The sequence below is a fragment of the Nocardioides sp. P4_G10 genome, from assembly GCF_056401175.1.
In genome coordinates, this window is record NZ_JBFUJV010000003.1 from 239568 (window position 1) to 257708 (window position 18141).

The 18141-nt window shown below is 67.4% G+C and carries 17 protein-coding genes and 1 pseudogene; 9 read left to right on the top strand and 9 right to left on the bottom strand.

Annotation, left to right across the window (positions count from 1 at the left end):
• Position 1 precedes the first annotated feature (1 nt).
• Positions 2 to 1480: a sensor histidine kinase gene (locus tag AC1DP1_RS06680; protein WP_477506194.1), complete on the bottom strand. Its 1479-nt coding sequence runs from the start codon at positions 1478 to 1480 to the stop codon at positions 2 to 4.
• 69 nt (positions 1481 to 1549) lie between these two features.
• On the opposite strand from AC1DP1_RS06680, the gene AC1DP1_RS06685 reads away from it, so the two are divergent.
• The 3 genes from AC1DP1_RS06685 to AC1DP1_RS06695 are packed head-to-tail and all read left to right on the top strand — an operon-like array spanning position 1550 to position 4585.
• On the top strand, positions 1550 to 2404 hold the full coding sequence (locus AC1DP1_RS06685; protein WP_477506195.1) for a DUF2785 domain-containing protein: 855 nt from the start codon (positions 1550 to 1552) through the stop codon (positions 2402 to 2404).
• A gap of 10 nt (positions 2405 to 2414) precedes the next feature.
• A complete protein-coding gene (locus AC1DP1_RS06690) occupies positions 2415 to 4085 on the top strand; it encodes an acetolactate synthase (RefSeq protein WP_477506196.1) in 1671 nt (556 codons plus the stop codon).
• A gap of 11 nt (positions 4086 to 4096) precedes the next feature.
• A complete protein-coding gene (locus tag AC1DP1_RS06695; RefSeq protein ID WP_477506197.1) occupies positions 4097 to 4585 on the top strand; it encodes a GNAT family N-acetyltransferase in 489 nt (162 codons plus the stop codon).
• Here the strand turns inward: AC1DP1_RS06695 and AC1DP1_RS06700 are convergent.
• Both AC1DP1_RS06700 and AC1DP1_RS06705 read right to left on the bottom strand, forming a co-directional pair.
• Complete coding sequence (locus AC1DP1_RS06700) at positions 4572 to 6026, bottom strand: hypothetical protein (protein WP_477506198.1); 1455 nt, start codon at positions 6024 to 6026, stop codon at positions 4572 to 4574. The two genes, AC1DP1_RS06695 and AC1DP1_RS06700, sit on opposite strands and share 14 nt — an antisense overlap.
• Positions 6023 to 6529 carry a SigE family RNA polymerase sigma factor gene (locus tag AC1DP1_RS06705; protein ID WP_477506199.1) on the bottom strand — a complete coding sequence of 169 codons (507 nt, stop codon included), beginning with the start codon at positions 6527 to 6529 and terminating at the stop codon, positions 6023 to 6025. The genes AC1DP1_RS06700 and AC1DP1_RS06705 overlap by 4 nt, the downstream gene beginning before the upstream one ends.
• 110 nt (positions 6530 to 6639) lie before the next feature.
• Here AC1DP1_RS06705 and AC1DP1_RS06710 point away from each other — a divergent pair, with 110 nt between their 5' ends.
• Positions 6640 to 7014 (top strand): thioesterase family protein, encoded by a 375-nt coding sequence (locus AC1DP1_RS06710; protein WP_477506200.1) that lies wholly within the window; start codon positions 6640 to 6642, stop codon positions 7012 to 7014.
• Positions 7015 to 7281: 267 nt separating this feature from the next.
• On the opposite strand, the gene AC1DP1_RS06715 is transcribed toward AC1DP1_RS06710, so the two are convergent.
• Complete coding sequence (locus AC1DP1_RS06715; protein ID WP_477506201.1) at positions 7282 to 8277, bottom strand: hypothetical protein; 996 nt, start codon at positions 8275 to 8277, stop codon at positions 7282 to 7284.
• Between the two features lie 318 nt (positions 8278 to 8595).
• Between AC1DP1_RS06715 and AC1DP1_RS06720 the strand changes: the two genes are divergently transcribed.
• Positions 8596 to 9300, top strand: a complete 705-nt coding sequence (locus AC1DP1_RS06720) for a hypothetical protein (RefSeq protein WP_477506202.1) — start codon at positions 8596 to 8598, stop codon at positions 9298 to 9300.
• 198 nt (positions 9301 to 9498) lie between these two features.
• Here AC1DP1_RS06720 and AC1DP1_RS06725 read toward each other — a convergent pair whose 3' ends face one another.
• From AC1DP1_RS06725 to AC1DP1_RS06745, 5 genes are all read right to left on the bottom strand, one after another.
• Positions 9499 to 10698, bottom strand: coding sequence for a PDDEXK-like family protein (locus tag AC1DP1_RS06725; RefSeq protein WP_477506203.1), 1200 nt, complete (start codon positions 10696 to 10698; stop codon positions 9499 to 9501).
• Between the two features lie 155 nt (positions 10699 to 10853).
• Positions 10854 to 12182, bottom strand: a complete 1329-nt coding sequence (locus tag AC1DP1_RS06730; protein WP_477506204.1) for an MGMT family protein — start codon at positions 12180 to 12182, stop codon at positions 10854 to 10856.
• Positions 12183 to 12295: 113 nt separating this feature from the next.
• Entirely contained in the window at positions 12296 to 12880 is a 585-nt protein-coding gene (locus AC1DP1_RS06735; RefSeq protein WP_477506205.1) for an endonuclease/exonuclease/phosphatase family protein, read from the bottom strand.
• 376 nt (positions 12881 to 13256) lie between these two features.
• Positions 13257 to 13901, bottom strand: coding sequence for a hypothetical protein (locus AC1DP1_RS06740; RefSeq protein WP_477506206.1), 645 nt, complete (start codon positions 13899 to 13901; stop codon positions 13257 to 13259).
• A gap of 228 nt (positions 13902 to 14129) precedes the next feature.
• Positions 14130 to 14879: a hypothetical protein gene (locus AC1DP1_RS06745; RefSeq protein WP_477506207.1), complete on the bottom strand. Its 750-nt coding sequence runs from the start codon at positions 14877 to 14879 to the stop codon at positions 14130 to 14132.
• Between the two features lie 210 nt (positions 14880 to 15089).
• On the opposite strand from AC1DP1_RS06745, the gene AC1DP1_RS06750 reads away from it, so the two are divergent.
• From AC1DP1_RS06750 to AC1DP1_RS06765, 4 genes and pseudogenes are all read left to right on the top strand, one after another.
• Positions 15090 to 15500, top strand: a complete 411-nt coding sequence (locus AC1DP1_RS06750) for a hypothetical protein (protein WP_477506208.1) — start codon at positions 15090 to 15092, stop codon at positions 15498 to 15500.
• A gap of 835 nt (positions 15501 to 16335) precedes the next feature.
• The gene (locus tag AC1DP1_RS06755; protein WP_477506209.1) at positions 16336 to 16935 is read left to right on the top strand and encodes a hypothetical protein; all 600 of its coding nucleotides are present in this window, start codon (positions 16336 to 16338) and stop codon (positions 16933 to 16935) included.
• Positions 16936 to 17191: 256 nt separating this feature from the next.
• Positions 17192 to 17287, top strand: a pseudogene (locus AC1DP1_RS06760) (DUF2510 domain-containing protein); the annotation flags it as partial.
• The gene (locus AC1DP1_RS06765) at positions 17288 to 18130 is read left to right on the top strand and encodes an Ltp family lipoprotein (RefSeq protein WP_477506269.1); all 843 of its coding nucleotides are present in this window, start codon (positions 17288 to 17290) and stop codon (positions 18128 to 18130) included.
• Positions 18131 to 18141 lie beyond the last annotated feature (11 nt).

Below are 18141 nucleotides of genomic sequence, written 5' to 3' on the forward strand. Positions count from 1 at the left end.
CTCAGTCGGCCGGCAGGTCCGCCTGCACCCGCGTGCCACGGCTCCCGGGGCCGATCTCCAGCACGCCGCCCAGCTCGGACTCCACCAGCGTGCGCACGATCGACAGCCCCAGCTGGGTCGACGAGTCGAGGTCGAAGTCGTCGGGCAGGCCTCGACCGTCGTCCTCCACCACGACGTGCAGCCGACCCACGATGCGGCGAGCGGTGATCACCACGCGGCCCGAGCGCTCCATCGTCGCGACCTCCTGGTCGGAGTAGCCGTGCTCGACGGCGTTCTGCAGCAGCTCGGTCAGCACCATCGCGAGCGGCGTGGCCGCCTCCGAGGGCAGCTTGCCGAAGGAGCCCTCCCGCACGACGCGCACCGGCACCTCCACCCCGCTGACGTCCACGACCATGGAGCCGAGCCGGTCGGCGATCTCGTCGAAGTCGACGGTCTCCTCCACCGCGTGGCTCAGCGTCTCGTGCACGATCGCGATCGAGCCCACCCGGCGCACGGCCTCCTCGAGGGCCGCCTTGGCGTCCTCGGCGTCCGTACGACGCGCCTGCAGGCGCAGCAGCGCCGCGACGGTCTGCAGGTTGTTCTTCACCCGGTGGTGGATCTCGCGGATGGTCACGTCCTTGGTGACCAGCTCGCGGTCACGGCTGCGCAGCTCGGTGACGTCACGCACGAGCAGCAACGCCCCGCTGCGCTCCCCCTGCGGACGCAGCGGGATGCTGCGCACGATGAGGGTGACCTCGTCGGTGCCGACCTCGGTCGCGCGCCCGTCGCGGCCGCCCAGCACGGCGCTCAGCGTCTCCTCGTCGGGTCGCCTGCGAGCCGGCACCAGCTCACGCGTCAGGTCGGTGAGGACCAGGCCGGCGAGGTCCCCCTGCAGCCCGAGCCGGCGGTAGGCCGACAGGCCGTTGGGACTGGCGTAGACGACCCGGCCGGCGGGGTCGAGACGGACGAACCCGTCCCCCACCCGTGGTGAGTCGGCGTGGTCGCTGCGCTGGTCGCTGAGCGGGAAGTGCCCCGCGGCGATCATCTGCGTCAGGTCGGCGGCCGTCTGGAGGTAGCTGAGCTCGAGCCGGCTGGGCGTGCGTACGCCGAGCAGGTTGGTGTTGCGACCGATCGTGGCGATCACCCGGCCGGCCCGGCGCACGGGGATGACCTCCACCCGCACCGGCACGTCGTCCCGCCACTCCGGGTCGCCCTCGCGGACCAGGCGCCCCGTCGTGAAGGCCTCGTCGAGCATCCGGCGGCGACCGGTCGGGATGAAGGTCCCCAGGACGTCGTCCACCAGCGCCGTCGGGCCGGTCGTGGGGCGCATCTGGCCGCCCGCCCAGTAGCCCCTGCCCTCCCGGTCCGGGAGCCACAGCACGAGGTCGGCGAAGGACAGGTCGGCGAGGATCTGCCAGTCCGCCATGAGCAGCTGGAGCCAGGCGACGTCGTCCTCGACGAGGTCGGTGTGGGCTCGCACGAGCTCGTGGAGTGAGGGCACCCGGCCAGCCTAGGGCCACCCCGAGGCCGGACTGGGACGACGTCCGAGGGGGCTGGCAGGATGGGGCGCATGTCGATCGGCTACTGGGAACGGGTGCAGAAGGCCGGGTTCGAGGTCCCCTCGGACCGCCCTCTCGACGAGCTGACGGCCGAGCTCACCGCGATGCTCGGATCCACCCGGCCAGAGGTCCGCGACGGCACCGCCTTCCCCGCCCTCGCCACCTGGATCGCCAACGGCGTCTACGACGACCTGCTCGCCGGGCTCGGTGACGGCATGGTCGCCGGGCTCTCGGTCGGAGTCGGCGAGGACGGGACCGACAGCGTCTTCCGGCGCAGCTTCAGCGCCCTGATCCTGGGCGCGTGCATCGAGCGTGACAACCAGCGACACCTGCTGCCGGGCGCGAAGATCCTCGAGTGGGGCGACCGGGCGATGACCTGGTTCCTCACCGAGCGCGACACCCGCGGCTACGTCCCGGAGAAGGGGTGGGCGCACACGGTCGCCCACGGCGCCGACACCCTGGGCGCGCTCGCGGAGTCGCCCCACCTCGCGGGGCCGGAGCACACGGTGCTCCTCGACATCGTGGCCGAGCGCCTCCTCGACCAGCCTGCCGACGCTCCCCTGGCCTCCGGGGAGCCGGACCGCCTCGCCGCTGCGGTGATGCAGGTCCTGCGGCGCAACACGCTCGGCGTCGACGCCCTCGAGCCGTGGGTGCACCGCATCGGGGCCGCGGCCAACCCCTACCGCGGGCCGGTCGACCACGACCCCTACGCCCTGACCGCGGCGCCGCAGGCGTTCCTCCGCGCGCTCTTCCTGCACCTCTCGCTGGGTCACCAGCCGCCCGCCGTGCGGCCCGACCTGCTCCTCGTCGTGATCGAGGCGCTGCGGATGACCAACGCCCCCTACCTGCGAGTAGACACCCGCTAACCTGCGGGACATGAGCGAGATCACAGGACACAGCGGCGAGCTGGCCGTGCACGTCGCCCGCGCCCACGGCGTGGACACGATGTTCACCCTCTCCGGAGCCCACGTCTTCCCGATGTACGACGGCGCCGTACGGATCAACGGGGATGGCAACGACCCGCAGATGCGGCTGCTCGACGTGCGCCACGAGCAGACCGCCGCCTTCGCCGCCGAGGCGACCGGCAAGCTCACCCGCGTCCCCGGCCTCGCCGTCCTCACCGCCGGTCCCGGCGTCACCAACGGCATCAGCGCGATCGCGCAGGCCCAGTTCGCCGGCTCCCCGATGGTCGTGGTCGGCGGCCGCGCCCCGCAGAACCGCTGGGGCACCGGCTCGCTGCAGGAGCTCGACCAGCCGCCGATCATCGCTCCGGTCGCGAAGGCGGCGCGGACCATCATGACCGCGGGCGACGTCGCGGCCGGCGTCGACGAGGCCTTCACCCTGGCCCGCTCGAGCCACCGCGGTCCGGTCTTCGTCGACGTGCCGATGGATGAGTTCTTCAACTCCGCGTCCGGCACGGTCGGTTCGGGCGAGGGCACGCGCATCGAGCCCGACGGCGATGCCATCGCCACCATCGCCGGCCTGCTCGCGCGGGCGCAGCGTCCCGTCCTGATCCTCGGCACCGACGTGTGGGCCGACCACGCGGAGGCGGCCGCGCTGCGCTTCGTCGAGGACCTCGGCATCCCGACACTCACCAACGGCATGGGCCGCGGCGTCATCCCCGGCGGGCACCGCTCGCTGGTCACCAAGGCCCGCGGTGCGGCCCTGTCCGGGGCGGACCTGGTGGTCGTCGTCGGCACCCCCCTCGACTTCCGCCTCGGCTACGGCGCCTTCGGCGGCCCGGACAAGAATCCGACGGGCGAGTTCGCCCGGGTCGTCCACATCGCCGACTCCCCCGGCCAGGTCTCCGGCCACGCCGAGCTCGCCGCGTCCGTCGCGGGCGACCTCACCACGGTCCTCGACGGCCTGCAGAAGGCGATCGAGGGCGGCGACAAGCCCGACTGGCAGGCGTGGGCCGACCAGCTGCGCGACCAGGTGAGGGCCGCCGCGGAGCGGGATGCGCAGCTCCTCACCGCCGAGGCCGACCCGATCCACCCCGCCCGCATCTACGGCGAGCTGGTCCCCCGCCTCGAGGACGACTCGGTCGTGATCGGCGACGGCGGCGACTTCGTCTCGTTCGCCGGCAAGTACGTCGAGCCGAAGCGGCCCGGCGGCTGGCTCGACCCCGGCCCCTACGGCTGCCTCGGCGCCGGCCTCGGCGCGGCGATCGCGGCCCGCATCGCGCGGCCGAGCGCCCAGGTCACGCTCCTCCTCGGCGACGGCGCCGCCGGCTTCTCGCTGATGGACGTCGACACGCTGGTGCGCCACGACCTGCCGGTGGTCATGGTGATGGGCAACAACTCCGCCTGGGGCCTGGAGAAGGGCCCGATGCAGATGCTCTACGGCTACGACGTCGTCGCCGACCTCGCCCAGCGCACGCCGTACGACGACGTGGTCAAGGCGCTCGGCGGCGCGGGCGAGACCGTGACCGACCCGAAGCAGATCGGGCCCGCCCTCGACCGGGCCTACGCCTCCGGCGTGCCCTACCTCGTCAACGTGATCACCGACGTCGAGGCGGCCTACCCGCGCACCACCTTCGGCATCTGAGGTCCTCGGTCGTGGAGATCCGTCGGATCCGGCCCGGGGAGCACGACGCCGCCGGCGACGTGTGCGTGGCGGCGTACGACCCGCTCCTGACCGGCGCGGAGGACGACTACCGCGAGCGGCTGCACGACGTCGCGACCCGTGACGCGCAGGCCGAGGTGTGGGTGGCCGTGGTCGACGACCGGGTCGTCGGCGTCGTCACCTACTGCCCGCCCGGCTCACCGTGGCGCGAGATCGGACGGGACGACGAGGGCGAGTTCCGGATGCTCGCGGTCGACCCGGCGGCCCAGGGCTCGGGTGCGGGCACCGCCCTCGCCCGGCTGTGCGAGGAGCGGGCCCGGGAGCACGGGGCCACCGGGATGGCGCTGTCGTCGCTCGCCACGATGGCCGCCGCGCACATGGTCTACGGACGCCTCGGCTACACCCGTGACCCCGGCCGCGACTGGTCGCCGGTGCCCGGGGTCGACCTGCTCGCCTTCGCCAAGTCCTTCAGCAGCGCCTGAGGCTCGCGGGGTCGGTGACGTCGTCGAAGCAGACGGTGCCCGTCGGCAGCGCGGCGATGTCGGTCTGCCTGTCGCGCACCCACTGCCACGACTCCCAGGAGCCGTCGCCGCCCGCCACCATCGTCACGACGGACCCGTTCTCGGTGAGCCACGTGCGGTAGTCGCGACCGTCGGCGTCGGTGCCGGTGCCGAGAGGGACCTCGCCCACTGCCCGCAGGCCGACCAGACCCGCCTGGTCGGCGGTCTGGGCGACGATCTCGACCACACCGGGATCCGTCGCCGAGGTGACGTACGCCGACGCAGCATCGAAGCCGACCAGGGAGGCCGGGCTCACCACGTGCACCCGGGGCTCGGGCGCGTTGAGCGCGTAGCTCGAGCCGTCGGCCCCCGGACCGTCGATCACCAGGTTCGGACCGCCGTCGTCCTCGACCCGCGCGCGGTAGCCGAGCCCGCCGTCCTCGAGCGCGACCTGCTCCCCGACGCCGATGGTGTCCGTGGACTCGGTCGCCACGTACGGCAGGTCGTCGGCGCTGTCGGCGTCGCATGGCCTGGTGCCCTCCGGCACCTGCACGAGGCAGCCCTGCTCCCCCGCCCGCAGGACACCCTGGTCGTCGAGCGTCCACTCGTAGGTGTCCATCACGTAGGTCTCGGGCACGAGCATGGTCATGCTGCCGGCGGAACGGGCGAACGCGTTCACCGACCGGGTCGACACGAGCGTCGCGCCCTCGACCCGGAACGTCTGGACGTGCACCCGGTCGTAATGCTGCGTCTCGGATCCGGGGACCACGACGTCGCCGCTCGCGAGCAGCTCCGGGTCCTCGGGCACGGCCCGGACCAGCAGCCCGTCGCGCAGGTCGAGGACGACCGGCTCGAAGGGTGCGCCCGGCCCGCCGTCGACATCGGTGGTGTAGAGCACCAGCTCCTGGTCGCCGTCGCTGTCCGCGTCGATCGGGTCGAGCGCACCCACGCCGATGGTCGTGCCGAGCTCGACCAGGCCGAAAGCCTCCTCCCCCGTGCTGCTGAGCGTCGTCTGCACGCGGGTGCGGCCGTCGTGCTCCTCGGCCGGCTCGGCGAGGAACTCGACCCTCTCCTTCGTGCCGTCGCCGTCGAGGTCGAGACGAGCGGGCTTCGAGAGGTCGTCGGGGTCCCAGTCGCGGCCGATGTCGGCCGGCAGGTCGATCGTCGGGGCGTCGGGCTGGGGAGCGATCCGGTCGGACCTCGGGTTGCCACCCATGCCCTGGAAGACCACGCCGATCACCAGCAGCACCGCGGCCGCCGTCGCGAGCAGCACCCAGGGCGACTGCCAGCGCGGTCGCAGGGGCACGACGGTCGCGAGCTGCGCCAGGTCCTCGGGCTGCACCTGCTCGGCGCGAGCGGTGAGCGCGGTGCGGAGCCGCGCCTCGATGTCCGCCAGCTCGGGCGGCATGTCCGTGGTGCTCATCGCTCCTCCTTCCCCGAGCTCGTCTGCGGGTTCTTCGCCATTGCCTTCTCGAGAGCGACCAGCCCACGGCTGGCCGTCGACTTCACGGTCCCCTGGCTGATGTCCAGCGTCCGGGCGATCTCGGCCTCGCTCAGGTTCGACCAGTAGCGGAGCACCAGTACCTCGCGCTGCCTCGGCGCGAGCTGGTGCAGCGCCTCGATGACCTCCCGGTGCTCCTCCGCCAGCACCGCGGTGTCCTCGGGCGAGGGTGGCGACAGGTCGTGGGGTGGCGAGTACGCCCGGGCTGTACGCCGCCGGCGCAGGGCCGAGCGGGCGGTGTTGACGACCGAGACGCGCAGGTAGGCCAGGGCCTTGGTGGGATCCTTGACCGCGTCAGGTCGGCGGGCGAGAGCCGCGAACGCGTCCTGCACCACGTCCTCGGCGGATGCGAAGTCGTCCACGAGGAGGATCGCCAGCCGGACGAGCGACAGGCGGTGGGCGGCGTACAGCTCAGTGATGTCCACCACCGGCTCTGTGCCAGCCATCCCGATCGACCTCGTGCTCATGTCTGGTAGACGTGTCCTCGACCCTCAGGTTGCCCCATCGACGCAGGAAAACTCCGGAAGGCCCACCCATGCCGCAGCTCGAGCCCGCCACGCTGGCCTACACCGTCACCGACGACGACACCGCCGCGGCCGTGGGCAGCGGCTCCCTACCGGTGCTCGGCACGCCCCGCCTCCTCGCCTGGCTCGAGGCCGCCACCTGCGCCAGCCTCGAACCGACACTGCCCGAGGGCTCGACCAGCGTTGGTACCCGGGTGCAGGTCGAACACCTCGCCGCCAGCCCGGTGGGCGCCGAAGTCGAGGTCAGCGCGTCCAGCGCCTACGAGGACGGCCGCCTCCACCGGTTCACCGTCAGCGCCCGTGACACCACCAGCGGCAAGGTCCTCGCCGCCGGCGAGATCACGCGGGTCGTCGTCGATGCCGAGCGGTTCATGTCGCGGCTCTGACCGCCCGCACCCATTGGGCGTGTCCCACCTCGCCGCTATCGTGCGCCGGCGCCCCGGTCACTATTCCGCGTACCGTCCCGGTCTACGCAGGGCGTGCCGTTTGCGGTGCGTAGCCTTCATCACCAGGTAATGGGCTATCGCGCCAGCCGGGGTACGCAGCCGATGAGCCTGCTCAAATCGAGGCGGTGCGACAGCGGTGGATGCTTACTCAGGGGGCTCCGACCACCGCTTGGCAGGTCGACGCCTGACCGTCCGGGCTCGCCCCGGTCATCGCCCTGTTCTCCCGTCGTGCGTGGCGAGTGCCTTTCGCTCCTCCCGCCGCTGTCGTGATTCAGCCTGAATCACCCACCGGGATCCGACTGCGATGGGTTGTGAGGTGGCTGCGGTCGGTACTTCTCTGGCGGGAGCGCCAAAGAGGTGGCCGTTGATCGTCGCTGTGATGCGCCTCATGGGACTGCTGACGGACGCTCGGAACTTCTCCACGCGAAACAGCGGCTGCAGCGCAGGTGAGACCTCGTGAAGGCTGGTCCCTTCCTGGATCTTCCAGCCGTGCTCCTCCCAAAGCCCGACGAGACGATTGAGGTAGTGCTCGATCGAAGCCAGCCCGTCGGCGACCGCGGCACGGTCCTCACCCAGGAGGTCGGCCTGCCTGAACTGCCGCTTCTTCGCCTCATAGCCGAGTTGGAGCTCGTTCAACTTACGCATCTGTTCCCGGAAGCCGTCGGCCTGCTCCCGAGTGAGCTCAATGGCCATGCCCACTGCCTTTAGCTCCTCAGCGCCATCGTCGGCGGAGAAGTAGTTGTTGGCCTTGTCCTTGTAGGTATCCCTGTCGATATGGAGCTTCGCATCGAGACCCAGGCTGCGCAGCGCGCGACGTACCGACTTGACGCCGTTATAGAGATCGATGAGCTCCGCGAACTCGGTACGAATCTTGTCCTTCTTGGCCGCTTCGGTTTCGCGAACCTTCTCCAGGACGGCAGCTTCGGCCTCCTGACGCTTTTCCGCCTGTTCCGCTTCGGCCTCGCGGCGCGCTTTGATGGCGTCCCAAACGGCGGTGAGAGCACCTACAGCTACGCCGACTAACGCGATCTGGACGCCAGCCTTGGCCACCTCCGACCACATGCCTGCCCAAGCGGTCGAGGTGTGCGAGGCCGCAACCGTGCCTCCGACGGCGACGATGGCGCCGAGGAGGGCGATGATGACGACCCACGACCACAAAGGCACACGCGTAAGCCTGTCCTGCGGAGCCGCGCGAGTGCCCATTTGACGACCGTACTGCTCAGCCATCGGGCACGACCACCCCTAGGCGAGCCACGCGGTAGAGGCCAAAAGGATCGTCACTCCGCCGCGTGGGCACCACGGCGGGCCTCGTGATGTTCCTAGGTCGGCCCTCGGACGCCGACGCCTCGAGACAAAGTGACCCGAGGAAATGACCCCGGGAACAACCGCAGTTGACAGGCCCGCGCCCACTCGGGTCGCACCTGGTCTTGACGTTGAAACTCAGGAGGGTTGTAGTGGGCATCCGGAGCGGAATCGAGCGAGTCGAGATCGGTGCCGCAGACGTTCCGCAGGAGTTGCAGTATGAAGACAAAGAGTCTCGCGTTTGTGGCGGCTTTGCTGATGGCTGCTGGACTCGGGTCGCCTCCGGCCTACGCAGGTGTGACGGGCTCGTTCACCGCGACTACTGAAGGTGTGCTCTACAACGACTGCCGCGACGTCGCGGTCGGCACCTACGCCGTCGCGGTCACGCCGGACGTAGACCATTGGAGACTGTCGGTCGACATAACGGCGCCGGACGGGACAATCGAAGGAGGCGCCTTCTTCGCTTCGAGCTTTGACCCAACGTCGGGCACCATCGCGTCCTTCTTCTGCGGCTCGGAGATGCCGGGCACGTACACGATCACCGGGTCAGGAGAGTGGTCCGATTACGAGACCAACCAAACCGACGTGCCATTCACCCTTCCTCGGGTCACCTTCGAGATGCGTCAGGCTAAGTCCAAGACCACGGCGACCGGCAAGCGAGGGACAAGTAGCTACACAGTCAAGGTCACGGTGAAAGACGAGCGTCCGAACGGCTACTACCCAACTGAGTTCACCACCGTCAGGCTCCAGAAACGTGTGCGGGGAAGCTGGGCGAACCTCACCGGGGCCAAGAACCTCACGGACCGACAGGGACGGGCGTCGTTCAAGGTCAGCACGTCGGGACCTTCGTACAAGGTGCGTGCGGTCAAGCCGAAGTCAGACAGCCTCGCGAAGTCCGTCTCGAAGCCCTTGGTTGTACCCTGACACGTAGTGATCCCCGCTCCTGTGTCCCAGAGTCTCGTGCCTCGACCCAATTGCAGTGAGATGACGGAAGGTGCTCAGGCCGACCACCGTTGTGCTTGATACTCAAGCACGTATGTCATGGCGCCGCGTTGCCCGTCGCCCACGGGTCGATGACTGCTGCTGCGGACGTCGATCCGGCTTTGAGCGGCGCGCACAGCCTCAGTCGGAGCGGGCGACACGTCGAATTCCGTCGGATAACGCGAGGACGCCATCGCGCAACCGCGTGTCCTCAATACTCAGGCCTGCCAGGATCTCGTCTAGCCCGACACCGGTCTGGACGAGCCGGTCGATGCCGTCGCTACCGGCTGACTGGTGAGTCAGAAAGACCTTGGCGTAGTCGGGGGCAGGCAGCGGGTCGGGCGCGCGTTGGTTCTCCACGACCGCCGTCGGACCGAACTCGAGGAAAATTGTGCGCTGCGAGTCCGTCCGCTGGAACTCCACGCACCACTCCCATTGCCCGACGAACCGCGTCCGCGCCGAAGCGATGTGCCCGTTCTGGAGGGCGCCATTGACCTGGCCGATCAGCACGTGGTCTGCGTACCGCCTAAGCGTCCTCTTGACCTCGGCAAGCGTCTCACGGCCCTCTTCGAACTGACGCCTGGCATGCTGCGCCATCAGGTCTGCGAACTCCTGCGCCGACACCGCCTGCGGCCGGTGCCCATAGCGCGCCGATTCTCCGGTCTCGCACATGGTCTTGATGAACTCCAGTCGATCCGCAGTGCTCATGGCCGGAGGACCCTCCAAGAAGTGGTGGAACAGTTCGTTGACGAAGTAGTTCTGCTGCGGGTGCGCCCGCCGCCAAGCCGCGTCGCCATCGACGTGCGCCTTGAGGCGCCTCAGCAACTCGGGGTAAGTCACAACGACGGCCGCCTCCCATCCCTTGGTCTGGCGGTGGCTCTCACGCCTCGCACAGAGCAGCACGACCACGCTCTGCTTGCCGCCCGTGGCGCCGTAGGCGAGGTAGCCGTTGTAGTCGTGGCCATGACCGTCTGACGACTCGAAGTTCTCCACTACGACACTCGCTCCAGGGCTGGTGAGCACGATGTCGGCGATGTCTCTGCCGAGCGCTTCGTGTCCCGAGGTATCGACCTCTTGGACGACCCCGTACCCGGATGTCGGAAGCTGCGACTCGGCAGATAGACCCAAGTTCACTTGGGCGACGAACAGCCGCTGGAACGCTTCGCCCAGCTCGTGGGTGGCATCCGCCCGCAGGAGCCAGGCGAAAACGTTAGACAGCTGCTTCTCGTGCGTGCCGTGGTGCATTACCCGGAACACGTTGAACTGGCCGGACAAGCTCCTCGAGAGCGAAGGCACCAACTCCGACACCATCTGGTTGTGCGCGCTTGAAGCCAACGGCATGCACCGAGCGTACGTACTCGCTGCCTGAGTCTGCGGCACGAATCGATGACCGTTGGCCTTAGCCAATACCGCCGCGTTCGGTTCAAGGTGGGGTCGACAGCGCCGATGCGGGCGCAATTAGTGGACGCGGGCGCACGGGCAAGGGTGGCAACGCGCTAGTCAGCGGTCCGAGCGAGGGCGGCAAGCTCTGTGGCGTCGATGCGTTGGGCCAAGCTCGCGCGACCCCCAGTCATTTCTACGCCCTCGTCAATCAGCGTCTGGGCTGGGTCACGGGGATCAGCCGGATCGGACCACGTGAATCCGGCTGAAACGACACCCTTTTCGGACAGCACACGATGAGCGTGTCGGCACTCCAAGCATCTCGTGATGTGTTGGCCGAGGGGCTGCGCCGCGGTGCCAACGAGTTGGGCCAGGACGCCGTACGTTGTCCAGCGGCCTTCGGGTATCGATGCCATGTAAGCGTGAAGCCGGGACCAGTCGAATGCTGCCGCCGAACTCGGCGGTGCTGCATCAGCCGTGACGCCGATCTCTTCAAACACGCGGGCCATGGCTGCGGATATCCGATCCACTGCATCGGGGTGGGAGAACAGAGGCTCGGCAGCGACGGACGGCCGCTTCCTCCACTGGACCTCTCGCCCGGCGGCAAAGGCTTCTGCGAGACCAGGGAGGTCGCCAAGCTCGGAAGCAAGCGATTCCATGAAGTCCGCTGAGAGCACACGTCCTTGCTTGTGGATCCAGTCAAGGTTGAGGGTCCACACCACGCCAAGGTGCGTGAACACGCTCCAAGGCTGGGCCCGAACGGGACCGGTAGCCATGGTGGCTGTGACCGACGGAGAACGGGCAGTGCCGTAGTAGAACCCCGCGCCCGGCCCCAGGGCCTCGTGCGCAGTTAGCAACGCGGCGATCGCGTCGGCAACCTGAGGCGTCGTCTCCGCCCGAACCGCCGGCATGAGGTCGGACGACGACCACGTGGCGCCAGACTGCTGGACTGCCTTCGTGCGGACTTGCTTGCCCCAATCGTTGGGCTGCACGGCAAGGGAGAGCAGTGGCGCGTAGGGGGAGTCCCCGATGCGCACAGCCTTCACCTCGACAGCGAAGAAGCGAGTTGTTGCGTCGGTCCGCTCGTTGAGCCACTCCAAAGCACGACGGTGCTCTGGCCGGAAGGACGGTGCGACCCAGACGATATGAGCCGCGTCTGTGCCACCGGCGTAGGTCATGATCTGGCCAAGATGGGTGTGATCGCTTTGCTCAAGTTGGTTCTCAACGATCACGAGGTCGCCAGAGATGCGGTCGCGCCCGATGAGGTCGAGACTGAAATCGCCCACCGCGTGCTCGGCGGTGTCGAGTTCCAGGTCGAGTCCGATCACCTCTGACAGGACATCGGCGTTGTCCAGCAGCCACGGAGTGAAGTCGAGGGCCTCGTGACGCCACACTTCCCGAGCTGGCACGGACCTGAGGCGCCCGATGACAATCTCCTCGTCCATGCACCGAGGGTAGTTGGCAGTGTGCTCGAGCGTGTGCGTTCGGGCAGGACTCTCTGGGGCGCGAGACGTGTCCACTACTCATCCCGCCGCGAAGACGACTGAGGCCGTGGGTCCTAACGCTTGAGATCGACGACCAGGGGAGCGTGATCGCTCAAACCCTGGCGCCAGTCCCAAACTTTCGGGACCGATGCTGTCGAGACCAGCCCGGGCGTCGCGAAGACGTAGTCATCTTGATACGCGACCTCGCGATCATCCTTGCGATAGGTCCATGTGTGTCGACATCGGTCACCGTACTCGCACGGGCAGCCATCAAGGCGGCCCCTGGCCAGATCAAGACCCCCGGCAAGTACGTCCTCAAGTCCGTACGCCGTCAGCAACGCCAGAACGGCTTCCTCGCGCTGCGCGTACTTCCGGTCGGGGCCGGACCACCAGGTTCCGATGTTCCAGTCGCCGGCCAGGATCACAGATGACCCGAGCAAGGGATCGTCCAAGAGAGGTTCTAAGTCGGCCAGCACACGCAGGATCGTGCCTGACGCGTACCCGAACTCCATGAGTCCATAGGCACTGATCGCGGTGAAGCTCTGCTCCGCCGTTTCCACAAGGCCGATGGCGACGTGTCCGCGTGAGACCGAGTCGATCGGGGCCAAGCCGAGGCGCCGTCCACGCCAATGTCCTTCCGCGAGGCCCACGGGTGTCACACGAACATTCTCCGACAGTGCTACGACGGCCGATCCCCAGGGACGTTCTTTCCCGTCTCGGCCTGCAATGCCGCTGGCACGCCAACTGCCCGACACTGCGGACGGCACAACCGCCTCTTGGACGAGCGCCACGTCGGCTTCAAGAGTGGCTCGCAGGAACTCCCACTTCGTAGATGTGCCGGGTGGGCGGTCGCACATATTCCAGCTGACCAGTCGGACCACTGCAGCATCGTCGCACGCGTCTATGCCCGCTCCGCTGACGAACACCGGAGCTAAGCACGACGGACTCCGCCCAGGCGCACCTGTCGACGTGCGGCATTTCGCCGCGAATCCGCCATGCGGCGTGTGCGCGTAACTCGCACGTAGACGAGCAGCGCTACCTCCAGCCTCTGCGGCTTGCTGGGAAGCTCGCGCGGATGTGCAAGCTAGTCGCGCCAGAACGCTGTGACTGACCGCCAAGGTCAAAGCCGACCTTTTTCAGCTCAACTCCAAGATCGCCATCGATAGCGTGGGTGCGATTGCTTCGAATGTTGATGACCACTTCAGTAGCACCGTTTTCCAGAACACTGCTCACTGCGGCGGCGAATCCGGGCTCGTCCGGCCAGCGTAAGGGCCGTGGATCACGCGGCGCGCTGCCTGCGCCACTGTGCCGGAAGTCGAACCCGCTGTTCTCGATGCGCTGCTGCGTCAGTTCGCCGCCACGACCCATTACTCTCGCGCGGGCTGAGCGCCGAACGGTGACCTCGCCATATGTCTCACAAGTGATCTCGGAGGCGCCGAGGGTGTTCATGATCCGAATGGCCTCGTTGTATCGGTCACGGAGAGACCATTCGTCGTACTCTCCAAAGGGAACGAGGAACGGACCAGCCTCGCTCGCAACCTCGACGTAAACGAGCGATGTTCGGATCGCACCTTCGACGGAACGCGAGCCCGCAGCCGCCGCCACGGGCGACTGCAGCATCTCAACTTGTCCCTTGAGCAGAACAGGACTCTCGTCGTAGTACGCGACAAGCTGACTCAACCTCGACCCCCTAGGTCCACATGTCCGCCCGAGATTACGGGCTCAAGCAGTGCCCGACAGCCAAAGGCCAAAGACAACCGCATCACTCCGCCGCGATACCCCTTAGACCAAGCTCGTCAGCGCCGAGCACGCTCATGGCCACGAAGCCGAGGACCCGCAGCTCACGAGACCTCAGCAGCGGCGCAGCGGATCGGCGTACCGAGAACCGGCCCACACACCGACCAAGCGTCAGCCGACGGTCTTCTCGAGCTTCGTGATTGCCTGCTTCGCGAGCTTCTCAAGCTGGGCACCGTCGGCACCAGCGAGTCCGCCGTTGACCATTGACACGACGTTGTGGCCGACGACCACGTAGGCCACGTTCACCGAGACCGTGAACATCGAGGATTCGAGGGTCATTGCGAAGGCGAGCGTCTGGTCACCGAGGTTGCCGAAGGACATTGGGGAGACCGTCACCTTGCTGACCTCTCCGTCCGAGTCTGTGCTGCTGAAATTCGGGCAGTCGGAGAACGCGTCCGCGATCTCCTGGACCCTGCTGGAGTCAACGGTTTCGTCGTAGCTGGAGATGGTCTGGGACAAGATCGTGCCGAAGGGGCCACCCTTGTTGAAGTTCGCCTCGCCCTCGGCGGCGGCGTCCGTCGACGTGTCGTCGAGCGCATCGAGCACGTCCTTGCACTTGGGCGGGGACACCGTGTCCTCGGTCTCCTCGTCGTCCTCCCCGGGGGTGGCGGTCCAGCCTGCGGGAAGGTCCGACACGCTCAAGAGGGCTTTCCCGATCTGGGCCTTGCTCAACTGGTCGCCCGCAGAGTCCTCGGGGGCTTCAGGGCTCTCGGCCTCCTGGGTGAGGTCAGCGGTGCTGCTCTTCTGGGGGTCGACCGTGATGGCTCTCTCCTGACGATCACCGCCACACCCGGCGACCGCTATGGAGAGGACGGCCATCGTCACGGCAACGCCAGTGAGTCGTTGGATCGAACGGGACACGGAGGCTCCTTGCAGCTGTGACAGGTCGGCGGTCACCGTATGACGCCACACTTGGTGTTGTACGGCGATCGACGGTTTGGCTCAAGTTGCCTTATAGCTCGACCACGTTCTTCCACCGCTACCGGTCGCAGGTCGGAGCGTCCAGCCGAGATCCCCTACGCATTCCGACAAAGCACCGCGGGCAGGAGTAGGTACGCCTACGGTCAATGCATGAACTTTTCGCGTCTGTCGACCCCTCAGCGCATCTCGACAGTCTCCATCCTCGTCGTAGCGTTAGCAGCCTTCCTGCCTTGGGTGTCCATCTTTGGAATGGGTGTGAGCGGGATCGAGGGTGACGGAGTCATCACGCTTGTTCTCGCGATCGCTGGGGGCGTCGTGCTTGCGTTGACGACGGGCTTTATCGGGGAGCAGAAAGTTGCAGGGAAGAAGTCTCAAATCGCACTTCTTGTCCTCGCCGCGGTGGTTGCATTGATCGGCCTGATGGATATGAACGGTGCAGCAGCCATCGGCCTCTACCTCACCCTGTTCGGCGGAGTGGCGTGGGTCGTGGGCGCTGCCTGGCAGCTCAGCGCGACCAAGAACGATGCGACAAAGGCCGAGGAGTCGTCCGCGCCGCGCTGACGATTTGGTCCTGCGCGTCGCGTCTTCTCGGGTGCCTCGGACGCGTCAAACCGCCGCGTTCACCCTTTCGCATGGTGCCGGTTCTCAGGGTTGAGTGACTGCCGGGAGCTCCTGAACGCCAGGGGTGGCGGCGTCCTCAGCGGGGACCCGCTCGAACTCCTTCTTGGCTGTGCTGCGTCGGTTCTCGGCGAGATACAACTTAACCCGTCCCATCAGGGTGAGTGGCGGATGCTGTGTCGCGGGAATCGGACCTGAGTACCTCTTCGAACGCCCGATGCGACGCGGTGAGGTAACCGAGCTCTCGCAGAGCCACACCGCGGGAGGCCAAGAGCAGAGCCGTTAGGTCGTCCTTGTTCCGCGGGCCGTTCGTGAGGTCCACTACCGCGTCATGCCGACCCTGAGCTCAGTACCCTCACACAACGACACGGCCGCGATCGTGGAATTGTCGAGCTGTTCCACCAAAGCCACCGCAGCCTCCAGGTAGGACACTGAGCAACGCCATCAAGTCGTTTCGTGGGTGAGGGTCGTCGGGGGAGCATCGACTGCCGGGGTCACAGCCGACTGGACAGCGAGCGGACGCGCTGGCCCAACGCACCCATAACCTCTGGAAGGAATTGCCGTTCTCCGCACTACCGTCGCCATCGTGTGTTGATGTATGCGCGTGACTACGCCTCCGCAGCCTCCGCAGCCTCCGCCGGTCAGTCCGGACGGGCAGTTCTGGTGGGACGGGCAGCAATGGGTTCCATTCCAGCAACCCAAGCCTCCGCCGGCAGCGCCAGGCCATGTGGACTCACCGGCCGTTAGCGCACCCGGTTCCACGCACCCACTTCAAGACGTGCCGACCTACGTGCAGCCGACGGAGCCCAAGCAGGGCAGCAAGCTCTGGGGGTGGATCGCCGGTGGTGCCGCGGTTCTGGGCGTGCTCGTCCTAGGGGCGTTCGAGCCAGATCCTGCGGACTCGTTCCCCGACGACCAGGCGAAGTTCGTCGAGGCGGTGCAGGTAGCCAAGGATGGCGCCGAAGGCGCCAACGAGATGCGCGTCGTGGAGCTACGCGAAACCCGCAACAACGCCATCTGCAGCATGTTGCCTAAAGGCCTGAACGTGCGGGGGTGGTACGGCACCGTCAGCGATGTCGACACCACCTTGGGCGGAGACTCCGGCACCCTCGAGGTAGAACTCGACGACCGCATCGCAGTCGGGACATGGAACAACGGGTTCTCCGACGCCCTGGACGGCGCGTCGTCCCTCATCACCCGCGACTCACCGATCTACAACCAGGTCGCATCGCTGGAGAACGGCGACCTCGTCAAGTTCAGCGGCACGTTCGTTCCGGACGACCAGGACTGCGTCGGAGAGATGTCACTCACCGACGTCGGTGGCGTCGAGTCGCCCACGTTCGTGTTCGCGTTCTCCGATGTCACCAAGCCCGAGTAGCCCTCGGGAGTTGGTCACGGCCTCAAGGTGTGACTCGAACCGGAGCGCTGACGTCCAATTTCTCGGCTAGCACCCGCGTCTGCTGCACGCATGGATGTCAGCCCGACATAGCCCATTGCGCCGCTCATGCAGGAAGTGACCAAATCAGGCGAGGTTGCGCAATTCGAGGACGGGCACCGATTGTCAATGTGATCCTGACAGCCTCAGCGTGCGGGTGGGTCCGCACCTCCAAGTCAGCATCCCGGGGGACGTCACCATGTCTACGAACACACCTGCACCTGGATGGTTCCAGGACCAGACGAACAACGCACAGCTGCGGTGGTGGGACGGCCAGAGCTGGACCGACCAAACCATGCCGATGCCGTTCGCCGGGTCCGCCTCCGGTCCATCCGCGGCGCAGTTCGGTGCCCCAAACGGTGGAGACGCAGGGAAGACGAAGAAGCCTTGGTACTTCCGTTGGTGGGCAATCGCCGCCGCCGTGGTGGTCGCCCTCGCGGTCCTCGGAAGCTTCGCCCCGGACGAGGAGCCGGCGGATGCCGCCAAGAAGCCCGCGGCAGCTGCCTCGTCCTCACCCACGACGTCGGCCGACACCGAGTCCGAGGTCGAGCCCGCGACCGAGACCGAGCCGGTGGACACCGACGGCGACGGCGTGACGGACGACGAGGACTTCGCGCCGGCGGACAAGAAGGTCCAGACCGAGGACGACGTCGACACCGACAAGGACGGCGTCCCCGACTACAAGGACGCCTTCCCGAAGAACGCTGAGTACAGCAAGGATGCCGACCGCGACGGCGTCGCCGACGCCATCGATGACTTCCCGAGCGACGAGCGCTACAGCAAGGACTCCGACGGTGACAAGGTCGCCAATTCCGAGGACGTTTTCCCTGCCGACCCGACCCGCTCGAAGATCACCCCCGCCATGTCCAACGCCCTCGACACCGCAGCGGATTACCTCGACTACACCGCGTTCTCGCGCACCGGCCTGATCGACCAGCTGGAGTTCGAGGGGTACGCCACCGCCGACGCGACGTTTGCCGTCGATTACCTGAAGGTCAACTGGAACGAGCAGGCAGCGGCGTCCGCGAAGGACTACCTCGACTACTCGAGCTTCTCACTGTCAGGTCTGATCGATCAGCTGGTGTTTGAGGGGTTCACGTACGAGCAGGCCTCCTACGGCGCGAACAAGGCGTACTGACGTCTCGACTG

Excerpts from the sequence above, each read along its gene's own strand:
- AC1DP1_RS06700 (WP_477506198.1), bottom strand. The coding sequence starts at position 6,026 with ATGAGCACCACGGACATGCCGCCCGAGCTGGCGGACATCGAGGCGCGG.
- AC1DP1_RS06720 (WP_477506202.1), top strand. The coding sequence starts at position 8,596 with ATGAAGACAAAGAGTCTCGCGTTTGTGGCGGCTTTGCTGATGGCTGCT.
- AC1DP1_RS06765 (WP_477506269.1), top strand. The coding sequence starts at position 17,288 with ATGCCGATGCCGTTCGCCGGGTCCGCCTCCGGTCCATCCGCGGCGCAG.
- AC1DP1_RS06730 (WP_477506204.1), bottom strand. The coding sequence starts at position 12,182 with ATGGACGAGGAGATTGTCATCGGGCGCCTCAGGTCCGTGCCAGCTCGG.
- AC1DP1_RS06685 (WP_477506195.1), top strand. The coding sequence starts at position 1,550 with ATGTCGATCGGCTACTGGGAACGGGTGCAGAAGGCCGGGTTCGAGGTC.
- AC1DP1_RS06715 (WP_477506201.1), bottom strand. The coding sequence starts at position 8,277 with ATGGGCACTCGCGCGGCTCCGCAGGACAGGCTTACGCGTGTGCCTTTG.
- AC1DP1_RS06750 (WP_477506208.1), top strand. The coding sequence starts at position 15,090 with ATGAACTTTTCGCGTCTGTCGACCCCTCAGCGCATCTCGACAGTCTCC.
- AC1DP1_RS06690 (WP_477506196.1), top strand. The coding sequence starts at position 2,415 with ATGAGCGAGATCACAGGACACAGCGGCGAGCTGGCCGTGCACGTCGCC.
- AC1DP1_RS06710 (WP_477506200.1), top strand. The coding sequence starts at position 6,640 with ATGCCGCAGCTCGAGCCCGCCACGCTGGCCTACACCGTCACCGACGAC.
- AC1DP1_RS06725 (WP_477506203.1), bottom strand. The coding sequence starts at position 10,698 with ATGCCGTTGGCTTCAAGCGCGCACAACCAGATGGTGTCGGAGTTGGTG.